At 61.6% G+C, this 14,424-nt stretch carries 16 protein-coding genes; 13 read left to right on the forward strand and 3 right to left on the reverse strand.

Features of this window, described 5'->3' with window-relative positions; genetic code table 11:
• Positions 1 to 8 precede the first annotated feature (8 nt).
• The 5 genes from livM to AC1Q6J_RS06390 all read left to right on the forward strand — a co-directional run bounded on the left by livM (position 9) and on the right by AC1Q6J_RS06390 (position 4,510).
• Entirely contained in the window at positions 9 to 1,346 is a 1,338-nt protein-coding gene (livM, locus tag AC1Q6J_RS06370) for a high-affinity branched-chain amino acid ABC transporter permease LivM (RefSeq protein WP_492278476.1), read from the forward strand.
• Entirely contained in the window at positions 1,346 to 2,185 is an 840-nt protein-coding gene (locus AC1Q6J_RS06375; RefSeq protein ID WP_492278477.1) for an ABC transporter ATP-binding protein, read from the forward strand. Before livM ends, AC1Q6J_RS06375 begins: the two co-directional genes overlap by 1 nt.
• Positions 2,182 to 2,916, forward strand: coding sequence for an ABC transporter ATP-binding protein (locus AC1Q6J_RS06380; protein WP_492278478.1), 735 nt, complete (start codon positions 2,182 to 2,184; stop codon positions 2,914 to 2,916). The genes AC1Q6J_RS06375 and AC1Q6J_RS06380 overlap by 4 nt, the downstream gene beginning before the upstream one ends.
• Positions 2,916 to 3,278, forward strand: coding sequence for a DUF6867 family protein (locus tag AC1Q6J_RS06385; RefSeq protein WP_492278479.1), 363 nt, complete (start codon positions 2,916 to 2,918; stop codon positions 3,276 to 3,278). The genes AC1Q6J_RS06380 and AC1Q6J_RS06385 overlap by 1 nt, the downstream gene beginning before the upstream one ends.
• Positions 3,279 to 3,394: 116 nt before the next feature.
• Positions 3,395 to 4,510: a branched-chain amino acid ABC transporter substrate-binding protein gene (locus tag AC1Q6J_RS06390; RefSeq protein ID WP_492278480.1), complete on the forward strand. Its 1,116-nt coding sequence runs from the start codon at positions 3,395 to 3,397 to the stop codon at positions 4,508 to 4,510.
• A gap of 124 nt (positions 4,511 to 4,634) precedes the next feature.
• Here AC1Q6J_RS06390 and AC1Q6J_RS06395 read toward each other — a convergent pair whose 3' ends face one another.
• On the reverse strand, positions 4,635 to 5,369 hold the full coding sequence (locus AC1Q6J_RS06395) for a cytochrome c biogenesis CcdA family protein (protein WP_492278608.1): 735 nt from the start codon (positions 5,367 to 5,369) through the stop codon (positions 4,635 to 4,637).
• Between the two features lie 93 nt (positions 5,370 to 5,462).
• On the opposite strand from AC1Q6J_RS06395, the gene AC1Q6J_RS06400 reads away from it, so the two are divergent.
• Both AC1Q6J_RS06400 and AC1Q6J_RS06405 read left to right on the forward strand, forming a co-directional pair.
• Positions 5,463 to 6,467, forward strand: a complete 1,005-nt coding sequence (locus AC1Q6J_RS06400; RefSeq protein ID WP_492278481.1) for a P1 family peptidase — start codon at positions 5,463 to 5,465, stop codon at positions 6,465 to 6,467.
• Positions 6,468 to 6,648: 181 nt separating this feature from the next.
• Positions 6,649 to 6,918 (forward strand): hypothetical protein, encoded by a 270-nt coding sequence (locus AC1Q6J_RS06405; protein WP_024574861.1) that lies wholly within the window; start codon positions 6,649 to 6,651, stop codon positions 6,916 to 6,918.
• A 101-nt stretch (positions 6,919 to 7,019) separates the two neighbouring features.
• On the opposite strand, the gene AC1Q6J_RS06410 is transcribed toward AC1Q6J_RS06405, so the two are convergent.
• The gene (locus AC1Q6J_RS06410; protein ID WP_492278609.1) at positions 7,020 to 8,183 is read right to left on the reverse strand and encodes an outer membrane beta-barrel protein; all 1,164 of its coding nucleotides are present in this window, start codon (positions 8,181 to 8,183) and stop codon (positions 7,020 to 7,022) included.
• 129 nt (positions 8,184 to 8,312) lie between these two features.
• Entirely contained in the window at positions 8,313 to 9,050 is a 738-nt protein-coding gene (locus AC1Q6J_RS06415) for an EF-hand domain-containing protein (protein WP_492278482.1), read from the reverse strand.
• 289 nt (positions 9,051 to 9,339) lie between these two features.
• On the opposite strand from AC1Q6J_RS06415, the gene rpe reads away from it, so the two are divergent.
• The 6 genes from rpe (at position 9,340) to rpsD (ending at position 14,409) form a co-directional block, all read left to right on the forward strand.
• A complete protein-coding gene (rpe, locus tag AC1Q6J_RS06420; RefSeq protein WP_492278483.1) occupies positions 9,340 to 10,041 on the forward strand; it encodes a ribulose-phosphate 3-epimerase in 702 nt (233 codons plus the stop codon).
• Positions 10,042 to 10,144: 103 nt separating this feature from the next.
• Complete coding sequence (purB, locus tag AC1Q6J_RS06425; protein ID WP_492278484.1) at positions 10,145 to 11,449, forward strand: adenylosuccinate lyase; 1,305 nt, start codon at positions 10,145 to 10,147, stop codon at positions 11,447 to 11,449.
• Between the two features lie 66 nt (positions 11,450 to 11,515).
• Positions 11,516 to 12,055: an MOSC domain-containing protein gene (locus tag AC1Q6J_RS06430; protein WP_492278485.1), complete on the forward strand. Its 540-nt coding sequence runs from the start codon at positions 11,516 to 11,518 to the stop codon at positions 12,053 to 12,055.
• 217 nt (positions 12,056 to 12,272) lie between these two features.
• Positions 12,273 to 13,064 (forward strand): glutamate racemase, encoded by a 792-nt coding sequence (gene murI / locus AC1Q6J_RS06435; protein WP_492278610.1) that lies wholly within the window; start codon positions 12,273 to 12,275, stop codon positions 13,062 to 13,064.
• Positions 13,065 to 13,147: 83 nt separating this feature from the next.
• A complete protein-coding gene (locus AC1Q6J_RS06440; RefSeq protein WP_492278486.1) occupies positions 13,148 to 13,549 on the forward strand; it encodes a cupin domain-containing protein in 402 nt (133 codons plus the stop codon).
• Between the two features lie 242 nt (positions 13,550 to 13,791).
• Complete coding sequence (gene rpsD, locus AC1Q6J_RS06445; protein ID WP_492278487.1) at positions 13,792 to 14,409, forward strand: 30S ribosomal protein S4; 618 nt, start codon at positions 13,792 to 13,794, stop codon at positions 14,407 to 14,409.
• The last annotated feature ends 15 nt before the right edge of the window (positions 14,410 to 14,424 follow it).

Consider the following 14,424-nt stretch of genomic DNA (forward strand, 5'->3'; position numbering starts at 1 on the left):
GAGGCAGCGTGGCGCGCCCGACCAATCACGCCGCCCGCGCGCCCAAAGCCGCCGCGGCTCCGCACGGCATCGCTTTCATTCTGAAAAAATCCCTCATCAGCGCCCTTGTGGCGCTGGTTCTGTTTTCACTGATGATCGGCATCCGCACCGAGGCCGGACCGGAAGGACAGTTGATCTACTGGACGCGGTTCGGCGATCTCGCAGCGCTCGTGGCCGCGGTATTTTTCGGAAGCATCGTCGTCGAGTTGCTGCGACAGTGGATCGGCCCATCCAAAAGCATCGCGCTGATTCCAGAGTCCGCCAAAAGTTCGATCAATACCCTTGGCCGCTTCCTCGCTCCGGCGCTTCTCGTTTTCGCCGTGCTGGTGCCGGTGATCTTTTACGACCAGCGCTACATCCTCGACCTCGGCATTCTCGTACTGACCTACGTCATGCTGGGATGGGGCCTGAACATCGTCGTAGGTCTCGCCGGCCTGCTCGATCTCGGCTACGTCGCGTTCTATGCTGTCGGCGCCTATTCCTACGCGCTGCTGGCGACGACCTTCGGCCTGTCATTCTGGGCCTGCCTGCCGCTGGCGGGTATTCTTGCCGCATTCTGGGGCGTGCTGCTCGGTTTCCCGGTACTGCGGCTGCGCGGCGATTATCTGGCCATCGTAACGCTCGCTTTCGGCGAGATCATCCGCCTCATCTTGCTCAACTGGCAGCATGTCACTGGCGGCCCGAACGGCATCACCGGCATTCCGCGCCCCTCGTTCTTCGGTATTCCGCTGACCAACACCGACGACGGGCTCGCCGCCCGGCTCGGCATCGAATTCTCCACCACGCATCGCGTGGTGTTCCTGTTCTATCTGATCCTCGCACTCGCGCTGCTGACCAACTGGGTCACCATCCGCCTGCGCCGCCTGCCGATCGGGCGCGCATGGGAAGCGCTGCGCGAAGACGAAGTCGCGTGCCGTTCGCTCGGCATCAACACCACGACGACGAAGCTGACGGCCTTCGCGACCGGCGCGATGTTCGGCGGCTTTGCCGGCGCATTCTTCGCCACACGTCAGGGCTTCATCAGCCCCGAATCGTTCACATTTCACGAATCCGCGCTCGTGCTCGCCATTGTCGTACTCGGCGGCATGGGGTCACAGCTCGGCGTCGCCCTCGCCGCGCTTGCAATGATCGGCGGTTTTGAACTGTTCAGAGGACTGGAACAGTTCCGCATGCTGGTGTTCGGCTCGGCCATGGTGTTGCTGATGATCTGGCGTCCGCGCGGCCTGATCGGCCATCGCGCGCCCTCGGTATTTCTGGAAAAGCCGACGCAAATCTCATCCTCCATGGTCAAGGAAGGCCACGGCTGATGACGGGAACTGGCGACAACATTCTTCACGTCGATCACCTGTCGATGCGCTTCGGCGGTATCGTTGCCGTCAACGATCTGTCGTTCACCGCGAAGCGCGGCGACATCACCGCGCTGATCGGCCCGAACGGCGCCGGCAAGACGACCGTATTCAACTGCATCACCGGGTTCTACAAGCCGACCACCGGCATGATGCGTCTCATTCATGAAGACCGCCGCGAATTCCTGCTGGAGCGGCTATTCGACTATCGCATTTCCAAGGTCGCGAAGGTCGCTCGCACGTTCCAGAACATCCGGCTGTTCGCGGGCATGACCGCGCTGGAAAATCTGATGGTGGCGCAGCACAACCCGCTGATGCTGGCATCGGGCTACACATTTCTCGGTCTTGTCGGCGCGCCGGGTTTTCGCCGCGCCGAGAACAAGGCCATCGATCTCTCGCGCTATTGGCTCGACCGCATCGGCCTGACCTCTCGTGCCGACGACGCCGCTGGCAATCTGCCCTATGGCGACCAGCGCCGGCTCGAGATCGCGCGGGCCATGTGCTCCGAACCGGCGCTCCTCTGTCTCGACGAGCCCGCCGCTGGGCTGAATGCACACGAGAGCGACGAATTGAGCGAACTGCTCCGCGCGATCCGCAAGGATCACGGCACCTCGATCCTGCTGATCGAACACGACATGTCGGTGGTGATGGAAATCTCCGACTGCATCTTCGTACTCGACCACGGCATCAAGATCGCTGCCGGCACCCCGCGCGAAATCCGCGACGATCCGAAGGTCATCGCCGCGTATCTCGGCGCGGACGAAAAGACCGCAATTGAAGTCATGGATGGCGGAACATGAGTGCGCCACTCCTTTCCATTCGCGGTCTCGTCGCGGCCTACGGCAATATCGAGGCACTGAAGGGCGTCGACCTCGACATCAATGCCGGCGAGATCGTGGCACTGATCGGCGCCAACGGCGCCGGCAAGTCCACACTGATGATGTCGGTGTTCGGCCGACCCCGCGCCCGCGCCGGCACCATCGAATTCGACGGCCGGGACATCACCTTTGAGCCGACCCATCATATCGCGCGGCTGCGCATCGCGCAGTCCCCCGAGGGACGGCGCATCTTCCCGCGCATGACGGTCGCGGAAAACCTGCGCATGGGCGCGGATGCCGCCGCGGAGAGTACCGAAGCCGAGCGCAGCGAAAATCTTGAACGTGTCTTTGCGCTGTTTCCGCGCCTCAAGGAACGCATTGAGCAACGCGGCGGCACGTTGTCCGGCGGCGAGCAGCAGATGCTGGCGATCGGCCGCGCGCTGATGAGCCGTCCACGCCTGCTGATGCTCGATGAACCATCGCTCGGCCTCGCTCCGCTGATCGCACGGCAGATATTCGACGCCGTCCGCACGCTGAACCGTCAGGACGGCCTGACCGTTCTGATCGTCGAGCAGAACGCCAATCACGCACTAAAACTGGCGACCCGCGGCTACGTGATGGTCAACGGCCTCATCACGCTCAGCGGAACCGGTGAGGAACTGCTGGCACGGCCGGAGATCAGGGCAGCTTATCTTGAAGGTGGGCGGCGCTGATGCAGCAGTTTTATTCCAACGAATCCGTTTTTCAGGTGCTGTTCATCAGCCTGGTACTCGGCGGCGGCTGCGCCCTGCTCGCCGGCCGCGCGATTGCGCTGACGTGGCGAAGCATCTGGATTGCGGCCATTGCCATGATTCCGATGGGACTGGCGGTGCGTTTCGTGCATTTCGCGCTGTTCAACGAAGTCCTGTGGCAGCCGCAAACCTATCTGCTCGAAACTGCCATCCTTATGGTTGTCTCGTGCCTGGCGTTCCAGCGAACACGCACCTTGCAAATGGTCCGGCAATATTACTGGCTGTACGAACCGAGCGGCCTCCTCGGCTGGCGGCTGCGGCAAGATGCGCCATCCACCCCCTGAGCAAGCGCGAAAATTGCCGATGACTTGGCGGTAAAATCAGCCGACAATGCGCGGGATTTGTTCGCCCGGCGGGCCGACTGGCCACGCTCCTTCGAGACCTTCATGAGGACTGTCCTATGAAACCGATCCACATCCTTGGCCTCGCACTCGGCGCGTCGATTGCCATGTCGACTGCTGCGTTTGCGCAAGACATTTCCGTCGCCGTCGCCGGCCCGATGACGGGCAGCGAGTCCGCGTTCGGCCGCCAGATGAAGAACGGCGCGGATCTTGCCGTAGCCGATCTCAATGCCGCGGGCGGTGTCAACGGCAAGAAGCTGGCCCTGCAAATCGGTGACGACGCATGTGACCCCAAGCAGGCACGTTCGGTGGCCGAAAAGCTTGCGAGCTCGAAAATCCAGTTCGTCGCCGGTCACTTCTGTTCATCGTCGTCGATCCCGGCATCGGAAGCCTATGCCGAAGGCAACGTGTTGCAGATCACACCAGCCTCGACAAATCCGGTGTTCACCGAACGCAAGCTGTGGAATGTGCTCCGCGTCTGCGGCCGTGACGACCAGCAGGGTCTTGTCGCCGCGCAATACATCATCAAGGCTTTTGCTGGTAAGAACGTCGCCATCCTCAACGACAAGACCACTTACGGAAAGGGTCTTGCGGATGAGACCAAGAAGGCCCTGAACGCCGCAGGATTCAAGGAGAAGCTGTTCGAGTCCTACAACAAGGGTGACAAGGACTTTAACTCCATCGTCTCGCGCCTGAAGCGCGACAACATCGATCTGGTCTATGTCGGCGGCTATCATCAGGAAGCCGGCCTAATCCTGCGCCAGATGCGCGATCAGGGCTTGAAGACGATCCTGATGGCCGGCGATGCCATGAACGACAAGGAATTCGCCTCGATCACTGGCGCCGCCGCGGATGGCACGCTGTTCACCTTCGGTCCCGATCCGCGCAACAAGCCGACCGCGAAGGCCATCGTCGAGAAGTTCAAGTCGAAGGGCATCGATCCTGAAGGCTACACGCTTTACACCTACGCCTCGTTCCAGGTCTGGTCGCAGGCCGTGAACAAGATCAAGAGCACCGATCCGAAGAAGGTCATCGAGGCCATCAAGGGCGGCGAGTGGGACACCGTGCTGGGCAAGCTGTCGTTCGATGCCAAGGGCGACATCAAGCTGCTCGACTACGTCGTCTACAAATGGGATTCCAAGGGTAACTACGCCGAGTTGAACAAGGGATCGTAAGGCACAACTGCCTTGGTTCAGTTGTCATCACCGGGCTTGTCCCGGTGATCTCGGCTGATTGAGTACCATACCTGACTTATCGGGATGCCCGGGACAGACCCGGGCACAACCTTTAAGTTTGCGATCACCCGAAATTCTGCAACGCCGGGAATGTCTCCAGCAGCCAGATGCTGACATCCGAGACCGCGCCGGTGAGAAATCCGATTCCCACCAGGATCATCAGCACGCCCATTGTACGTTCCACCGTCGCGAGGTGTTTTTTCATCCGTGCGAGTACTGACGAAAATTGCTCAACCATGAATGCCGCGACCAGGAACGGAATGCCGAGGCCGGCGGAGTAGACCGCGAGCAGCCCTGCCCCCTTCGTGACCGTGGTTTCCGACGCCGCGACCGATAGAATTGCCGCGAGTATCGGCCCGATGCATGGTGTCCAGCCAAACGCGAAGGCGAGCCCCATCACATAGGCCCCCCATAGTCCGACCGGCTCGGGAATCGGCAGACGCCCCTCGCGCATCAAAAATCCGATCCGCGTCAGGCCCAGAAAATGCAGCCCCATCAGAATGATTGCGATGCCCGCAATGATCGACAGTTGCGCTGACCAGGCCCGGATCAGGCCGCCGATCAGGCTGGCGCTGGCGCCGAGCGCGACGAACACCGTCGAAAACCCAAGCACGAAGATCAGCGCCGACAGCATCACTGCCCGCTTCGAAGCCGTCTGCTCCTCGTCGTTGGCGACATGCTCGATGGTCGCGCCCGTCAGATAGATCAGATACGGGGGCACCAGCGGCAGCACGCATGGCGAGAGAAAGCTGATGACACCGGCGGCGAGCGCGGCGGGAATGGAAACGTCCTGGATCATGCCGCTTATTGCACTGTCGTCCATGTGCTATGCAAGCGCCAGTCCGACGCTTCCGCGTGTTGTGATCGGGATGTGACCGGAAAGAGAAGAGATATGAAGAACCTGCTGACCGACATCCCCGGCGTCCGCGTCGGCCACGCCCACGATGCAACGGTCGCATCCGGTGTGACCGCAGTGATCTTCGACAAGGCCGCCGTCACTTCCGCCGATGTTCGCGGTGGCGGACCGGGAATCCGGGATGGCGCTTTGCTTGAACCCGTCAATACGGTCGAACGCATCGATGCAATCGCGCTCTCGGGAGGCTCCGCCTTTGGGTTAGAGGCTGGCGGCGGCGTGCAGGCGTGGCTGGCAGAGCAAGGGCGAGGCTTTGCCGTGGGCAACGCCCTCATTCCCATCGTCCCCGGCGCTGTGATGTTCGACATGCTGAACGGCGGCGACAAGAAATGGGGCCGCTTCCCGCCCTATCGCGATCTCGGTTACACGGCGGCAGCCGCGGCAACCGATGGCGCGTTCGCGCTCGGCAGCGTCGGCGCGGGATTTGGCGCGACCACCGCCAATTTCAAAGGCGGACTTGGCTCAGCTTCCGCCGTGATGACAAACGGTGTGCGCGTCGCGGCCATCGCTTCGGTCAACGCCGTCGGCAGCGTCAATGTCGGCGATGGACCGTGGTTCTGGGCCGCGCCTTTCGAACAGAACAATGAATTCGGCGGACGTGGCCTGCCGCCCGCGTTCACCGCGGACATGCTCGCGATGCGGCTCAAGGGCGGCCCTGCCGCGACGGCCATCGAAAACACCACGCTGGCCGTGGTCGTTACCGACGCCATTCTCTCCAAGCCGCAGGCCCAGCGGCTTGCAATGATCGCGCAGACCGGATTCGCGCGCGCGATCTACCCGGTACATGCGCCGCTCGACGGCGACATCGTGTTCGCGGCGGCAACCGGCGAGACAGCCATCGACCCGCTCCACGGCCTCACCGAACTCGGTGCGGTTGCCGCGAACGTCGTCGCGCGCGCCATCGCACGCGGCGTGTACGAAGCGAAAGCGCTGCCGTTCGCTGGCGCGTTGCCGTCGTGGAAAATGCGGTTTGAGAAACAGTGACAGATTTTGCCGTGCTGCCGCTTACGTATTTGTCCGTAAGTAGACACGCATCATGCTGTCGCAAAATGCAGAAAACCCCTGCCGTTTAAGGTTATCTTTCCCTTTCGATTGCAGCCGGCATTCTCCGCAATACGGTCCGCGGCGTGCATAACGTCGTGCATGTAACAGTGGAGAAAACGTCATGAAGAAAATGCTGTGCCTGGCCGTTGTCGCGACGGCGTTCATCAGTGCTCCCGCCCTCGCCGGAGGCGGCGGCGGTGGCAAAGGCCTGAACGTCGGAGCGAATGTGCTTACCGGGAAGGGCGGTGTCCTCGGCCTGCTTGATGGCCGGGGCGCTCTCGTCGTCAACGCCGCGGTCACCACCGGCAAAGGCGGGGTCCTCGGCGCCGTGCTCGGCAAGGGCGGCGCCCTTGGCGGTCTGCTCGGAGGCGGCTGCGGCTGCGGGCACTGACGTGTAAGCCACTGCAAGACCGCGAATGAGTTCCCCTCATCCCAAGCCTCATTCGCGCGGCAGCCTGGTCCTGCATCCCCCCTGTAGGGTCAGGCTGCCACCTAGCTCCTGGTCACAGCCGGCTTATCTCTCAATGCTTCTTTCTTCTCGTCTTTTGCGAAAGGCGAAAACTTCTTCGTCAGCGATGAACTGATGACGATCGCGTTGGCTTGCTCCCCCGAAATCAACGTTCCTTGCGCCCGCGTGAGATCCAGACCGACGGCATAGCCGTTTCCGAGATTGTGCGAGGCTCCGATGCCATAGGTCAGCGTCCGCGCACTGAAGCGCGAATCCAGATAATCCGTAGTGGCGTAACCGACCGCCGCTGTGAGCGTCAGCTTGGGCTCGACCAGCCAGCTCGCCTTCGCCGTATAGGCCGTATCGATTGTAATCGGCGAGATCGGGAATGTGGTCTCGCTGGCGCGGCGATAGGCGGCAAGATCGATCGTAAACGGCGCAATACGCCAGGACAGGCTCGCATCGAACAGGGTCGTGTTGACGTTGGTGAAGTCGACGTCGTGAAACGTGGCGTATAACTGCGAGATCGAACCGAACACCGTGATGTCCTTGTCCTGGTATCTGGCGAACAGGAACGGCTGGACGCGCTCATTGTCGCGGCGATAGCCGAAGTCGTCCAATTCCTTCTGATAACGGCGCACCGACAGGTTGACCGACGCGCCGATCTCGAACTTGTCACGCGCATAGGCAAGGCCTGGGATCAGGGTGCCCCGCAGATAGACCTGTGGGCTCGGCAAAAAATCCTGGAAGATCGCGTTGGTCTGGTTCAGCGTCGAGCGCGCGCCTTCGGTGGTCAAGAAAATCTTGATTGCACCAAATTTTGCCTCGCCCTTGAGCGACTGCACGAGGTCGGACGAGCGGAGATTGTAGGTGCTGGTGTCGGCGATGGTCGTGGTGGCCGCGATGTTGGCATCGTCACCGCCGTATGTCCCGCGCAGGATGACCTTTCCGTTCAACGCAGGCACCGCCAGCGGATTGGCATATTGCGTGGTGCTCGCTTCCGCGGCGACGCCGTAGCTATGCTCTTTCTCCTTGGTGCCGGCAGCAAGCGCGGTGTCCGTTCCGATGAAGGCGCTACCGCCGATCCCGCTGCCGGTCGAGAATTGTGGGTTGCTGTCGAAACCACCGCGCAGACGAAGCGACGCAACGAAGTCGTCCTCGGCATGTGAAGTGCTTGCAACGAGACAGATAACGCCAGCCCACACCATCAGTCTCAGCACAATGCTCACCCCGCAAGAATATCGCGTGGGTGCGATTAGCGATCCGGCGTGGTTAGCGACTGATGAAAATCGCGCTTTTGTGCGTGTTGCTACCGATGCAGACGGTATTTGCTACCGTCAAACCTTGACGGAGATGGACTGCCTCGCCGCGGCCGCAAGAGAGTCGGTCTGACGCTGCACCATCCGCTCGACGAGATTGTATTGCGACGAAGCGCTGCCCGACGTGCTGGAAGCCGCAGGCTGGCTGATCGTGATCTTCGATCCGTCGGCATAGGTCAGCGTGGTGGTGATCGATCCGTCGCTGTTCGTTGTCGAAGAGCTTGAAGCGCCTTGCAGAGCCTGCATCAGTGCATCGGCGCCATCGCCGGCCTGATGCGCATGGGAATGACCTCGGCCCTTGCCCTTCAGGGCGGCCGCCATCTCGTCGAGGCTGACCGAGCCATCGCCGTCGGCATCCATCTTGCTGAAGACATTGTCAGCGGCTGCGACGTTGGTGCCGCCCGCGCCGAGCTTGTCCTCGAATTCGGCTTTGGTGATCTTGCCGTCGCCGTTGGTGTCGATCTGAGTGAACAAATCCTTCAACGCAGCCGACGGGCTGGCTTTGCCATTTGAATCCTGTGCCGACAGCAGCGCATTGAATGTCGAGGGAGACAGGGCTCCGGTCTGCGTTGGGCTGCTTGAAGTGATGATCGACGTATTCGTCGCACTGGTGGCCGAGCCCAAATCGAACAGCGAATTCGTCTGTTTGACGCCCGTCGTCGAACCCGATTTGCCAGGCGTCAGCGATGACAGCAAATCCAGGGCCGTGCCTGCGGCGGCAGCGGCAGCTCCAACGGCACCAGCGGCAAAAAACATCGCGATACTCCCCAAAGCCGCTAACGGCGGCCCAGATCATCCCGCCAGGTACCCAGCAATTGCCGTGCCGCAGCGGAAACCCCAATAAATACGATGATTTTCGCCGCAGAATGGGATGTCCAGCAGGGCAATTTCTGCCGCTGCGGGCAGGATTTGCCGGTTCGAGCGCGGTTCCTGTGTAAGTCCCCCGCCTCGCGTTGCCCGCGCGCAGGCGGCGTGTTAGGCGAAACCAAGACCATCGCTGGAACGCCTGATCCTCACTGCGCCAAGGGCAACACCGGAAGCCATCATGTCCCAACCCTTCGCACCTCGTCCGCTGGTCATCGCGCCGTCGATCCTGGCGTCGGACTTCTCCAGGCTCGGCGAAGAAGTCCGTTCCGTCGATCAGGCCGGTGCCGACTGGATTCATCTCGACGTGATGGACGGCCACTTCGTTCCGAACATTTCCTACGGTCCCGACGTCATCAAGGCGATGCGCCCGCACTCGAAGAAGATCTTCGACACGCATCTGATGATCGCACCGTGCGATCCCTATCTCGAGGCCTTCGCCAAGGCCGGTTCGGACATCATCACCGTGCATGCCGAAGCCGGTCCGCATCTGCATCGCTCGTTGCAGGCGATCCGCGCGCTCGGCAAGAAGGCCGGCGTGTCGCTCAATCCGGCGACACCCGCTAGCGCCATCGAGTATGTGATCGACATGATCGATCTCGTGCTGGTGATGTCGGTCAATCCCGGCTTTGGCGGCCAGTCGTTCATTCCCGCCGTGCTGGAAAAGATCTCGCAGGTCCGTGCGATGTGCGCCGGGCGCCCCATCGACATCGAAGTCGATGGCGGCGTGACGGCAGACAACGCCGCCAAGGTCGCCGCCGCCGGGGCCAACGCTCTGGTCGCCGGGTCTGCTGTTTTCAAGGGCGGCACGATGGACAGCTACAAGGCCAACATCGCCGCGATCCGCAGCGCAGCCGCCCACGCGCGCGGCGAAGCGATTTAGGCCAAAAAGGCCCGATTCTCCGCGCAGAAACGCACCTCAAGGGTGGCCTCGCGGGATACGATCTGCTAAAGCGCGGCGTAATCCCCAAGCTCAAGAGTTCGCGATGATTCCCCGTTATTCCCGCCCCGAAATGGTCTCCATTTGGGAGCCACAGACGCGTTTCAAGATCTGGTTCGAGATCGAGGCGCATGCCGCTGATGCGCTGGCCGAGCTGGGCGTCATTCCGAAGGAAGCCGCCAAAACCATCTGGGCCAGGGCCAAGGACGCGATCTTCAATGTCGAGCGCATCGACGAGATCGAGCGCGAAACCAAACACGACGTCATCGCCTTCCTGACGCATCTGGCCGAAATCGTCGGACCCGAAGCACGCTTTGTGCATCAGGGTATGACCTCGTCGGACGTGCTCGACACCTGCCTCAATGTGCAGCTCGCGCGCGCCGCCGACATCCTGATCGCCGATACCGACAAGGTACTCGTCGCGCTCAAGACCCGCGCTTTCGAGCACAAGATGACTCCGACCATCGGCCGCTCTCATGGCATTCACGCCGAGCCGGTCACCTTCGGCCTCAAGCTCGCCTATGCCTATGCGGAATTCACCCGCGCGAAGGAACGCCTCATCGCCGCGCGCAAGGAGATCGCGACCTGCGCCATTTCCGGCGCCGTTGGCACCTTCGCCCAGATCGATCCCCGCGTCGAAGCCCATGTCGCCAAGGCCATGGGCCTCTCGGTCGAGCCGATCTCGACGCAGGTGATCCCGCGCGACCGCCACGCGATGTTCTTTGCAACCCTCGGTGTCGTCGCCTCTTCGGTCGAACGCCTTGCCACCGAGATCCGCCACATGCAGCGCACCGAAGTGCTGGAAGCCGAAGAATTCTTCTCCGAAGGCCAGAAGGGCTCGTCGGCGATGCCGCACAAGCGCAATCCGGTGCTGACCGAAAACCTCACCGGCCTTGCACGCATCGTCCGTTCCGCCGTGACGCCCGCGCTGGAAAACGTGGTTCTCTGGCACGAGCGCGACATCTCGCATTCCTCGGTCGAGCGCATGATCGGCCCCGACGCGACGGTGACGCTGGACTTCGCACTCAACCGCCTCGCTGGCGTCGTCGAAAAGCTGCTGGTCTATCCGGCCAACATGCAGAAGAACCTCGATCGCCTCGGCGGCCTCGTCCATTCGCAGCGGCTGCTGATCGCGCTGACGCAAAAGGGCGCATCGCGCGAGGATGCCTACAGGCTGGTCCAGCGCAACGCGATGCCGGTCTGGCGCGGCGAAGGCGACTTCCAGTCACTTCTGAAGAAGGATGCCGACGTGAAGAAATATCTGTCGGACAAGGAGATCGAGGAGCAATTTGATCTCGCGTATCACTTCAAGCACGTCGATACGATCTTCAAGCGGGTCTTCGGGGCATGATTCCGAAAAGTGGACACCGGTTTTCGGATAAAATCATCCCCACTATTAAAGAAGCGTCCTGAGACGATGGGTGCCGTCACCGCGGTAAGCCTTCGCAAAGGCCATCATTTCAGCAAGACGAACTCACTGAGCATCCGCCTTTTGAAGGGGCTCGGCGTCGACGGGGACGCACATATGGGCGAGACGGTGAAACACCGCTCGCGTGTCGCGAAGGACCCGACGCTGCCGAATCTGCGTCAGGTCCATCTGATCCACGAAGAGCTGTTCGACGAACTCGCTCCGAAAAGCTTCATCGTCCGCCCCGGCGAGATGGGCGAGAATGTCACCACCCGCGGCATCGACCTGCTCGCGCTGCCAACCGGCACGCGGCTGCACCTCGGTGGCAGCGCCGTGGTCGAGGTCACTGGCCTGCGCAATCCCTGCATCCAGATCGACCGCTTCCAGCAAGGCCTGATGGCGGCGACTCTGGACAAGGACGCCGATGGCAACCTGATCCGCAAGGCCGGGGTCATGAGCATCGTGCTGACTGGCGGAGACGTTCGCCCCGGCGATGCGGTCCGGGTCGTGCTGCCGGAGGGGCCACACCGCCCTCTTCAGCCGGTGTGATAGTGGAGTGGATTTGACATTCGCTCCCCTGCCAGCAACGAGCCCGTAAAGCGAATGTCAAATCCAAACTCCACTAAAAACCTATATTTGCTAGTGGTCTTTCGATTCTAACATTCGCAGGAAATGCCTGCTGGAACGCTAGGCGAATGTTAGAATCGGACCACTAGCCCCTCAATTACAACAAAGTGGTAACCGCAGATCGGCTATCATGTCCTTTGTGTCCCACGTGCCCACGATCCTTGTTTTCGACTCCGGCCTCGGCGGTCTCACCGTGTTCCGCGAGATCGTGAAACTGCGGCCGGGCGCGCGTTATGTCTATGTCGCGGACGATGCCTATTTCCCCTACGGCCAGCACACCGAGGATGAGATCGTCGCCCGTGTCGTGCCGCTGGCCGGCGACCTGATCGCCGAGCACAAGCCCGACCTTGTCGTCATCGCCTGCAACACGGCCTCCACGCTGGTGATGACGCATCTGCGCGAGGCATACAGCGTGCCGTTCGTCGGCACGGTTCCCGCCATCAAGCCAGCCTGCGCGTCTTCAAAAACAAAGCGCGTGTCCGTACTCGGCACGCGCGGCACCGTGAAACGCGAATACACCAAGAAACTGATCGCGGACTTCGCTCAGGGTTGCGATGTGACGCTGGTCGGCGCGGAAAATCTCGCGAGCCTCGCTGAAGCAGCGCTGCGCGGCGAGCGCGTCAGCGACGACGCCATCGCTGCCGAGATCGCGCCTTGCTTCCTCAATGGCGATGCGCGAACCGACACCATAGTGCTGGCCTGCACGCACTATCCTCTGCTGATCGATCAGATGCTTGCGCTGGCGCCATGGGGCGTGGACTGGATCGACCCCGCACCCGCTATCGCGCGGCGGGTCAGCGACCTGCTCGGCCCCGCGAACGGCGCTGGTGAAGCGCCCGGTGCGCGTATCCTCTTCACGTCGGGACATGCACCCTCGCCGGTTCTTGCCAAAGCTCTCATGCCGTTCTTCGGCGCCAGCCTCGTGAGCTGAGAACCGCCCTTCCGCCGGTATCATTCGGCTGATAGCCTCCCGCGCGATCTGTTCCGAAAGAGAACAGTGAAAGGGAGATACACATGCTCAAGAAGACAGTGCTTTGCGTTTCTGTTCTCGCGCTCGCCGGCATTGGCGCGGCCCTCGCCCAGCAGCCGCCCGCGGGCATCAAGCGGACTCCGCTCCAGACCATCGCCTTTCCAGAGGGCTACAATACGATCACCGGCCTTGCCGAACTTGCTCCGGGGACGAGGGCCGGACGCCACACCCATCCGGGCGCCGAAACGGGGTATGTCCTGGAAGGTGAACTGGTCCTGTCCATCGACGGGCAGCCCGATAAGACGCTGAAAGCCGGAGAATCTTACCAGATCCCGGCGGGGGCGGTGCATGATGCCGCTGTTCATGGCGATAAGCCTATGAAAGTGCTGGGAGTTTACGTGGTGGACAAGACCAAGCCGCTGGCCTCTCCAGCCCCGGCAAAATAGCCGAACTGTTTGACTTATCGGCCTTTTCTACCTATGAACACGTTGCTCGCGGGCCGGTTTCGGCCCGCGTTGCGTTTCGCGACCCGTGGTCCTCCCCATCAAGCTTATGAGGCGGACCTGTCAGCACCGGGATAACACCCGCTGCACAGGAGGGCGCGATCCTCAAAACCAAACACGCATGATCCCGAAAAGTGGACACCGGTTTTCGGACCAGATCATGCGCAAACACGAAAGAGGACGCGATGACTAAGCGTAGTGAGGCGAAGTATAAAATCGATCGCCGTATGGGCCAGAACATCTGGGGTCGCCCGAAGAGCCCCGTCAACAAGCGCGAATACGGCCCCGGCCAGCACGGCCAGCGACGCAAGGGCAAGCTCTCCGACTTCGGCACGCAGCTCCGCGCCAAGCAGAAGCTCAAGGGCTATTACGCCAACATTTCCGAGCGTCAGTTCCACGCGATCTACGTCGAAGCCAGCCGCCTGAAGGGCGACTCGGGTGAGAACCTGATCGGCCTGCTGGAGCGCCGCCTCGACACCGTGGTGTACCGCGCAAAGTTCGTGGCCACCATGTTCGCTGCCCGCCAGTTCATCAACCACGGCCACATCAAGGTGAACGGCAAGCGCGTCAACATCGCCAGCTACAAGGTCAAGGTCGGCGACGTCATCGAGATCAAGGAAGCGTCCAAGCAGCTTGCCTTCGTACTTGAAGCCAACCAGCTTCCGGAGCGGGACACCCCCGACTATCTCGAAGTCGATCACGGCAAGCAGACCGCCAAGGTCGCGCGCGTTCCGGGCCTCTCGGAAGTGCCGTTCCCGGTTCAGATGGAGCCGCACCTCATCATCGAATTCTATTCGCGCTGATACCTTCAGCGACGG

Source organism: Afipia sp. MLSD5-FHT05B12 (assembly GCF_058793355.1).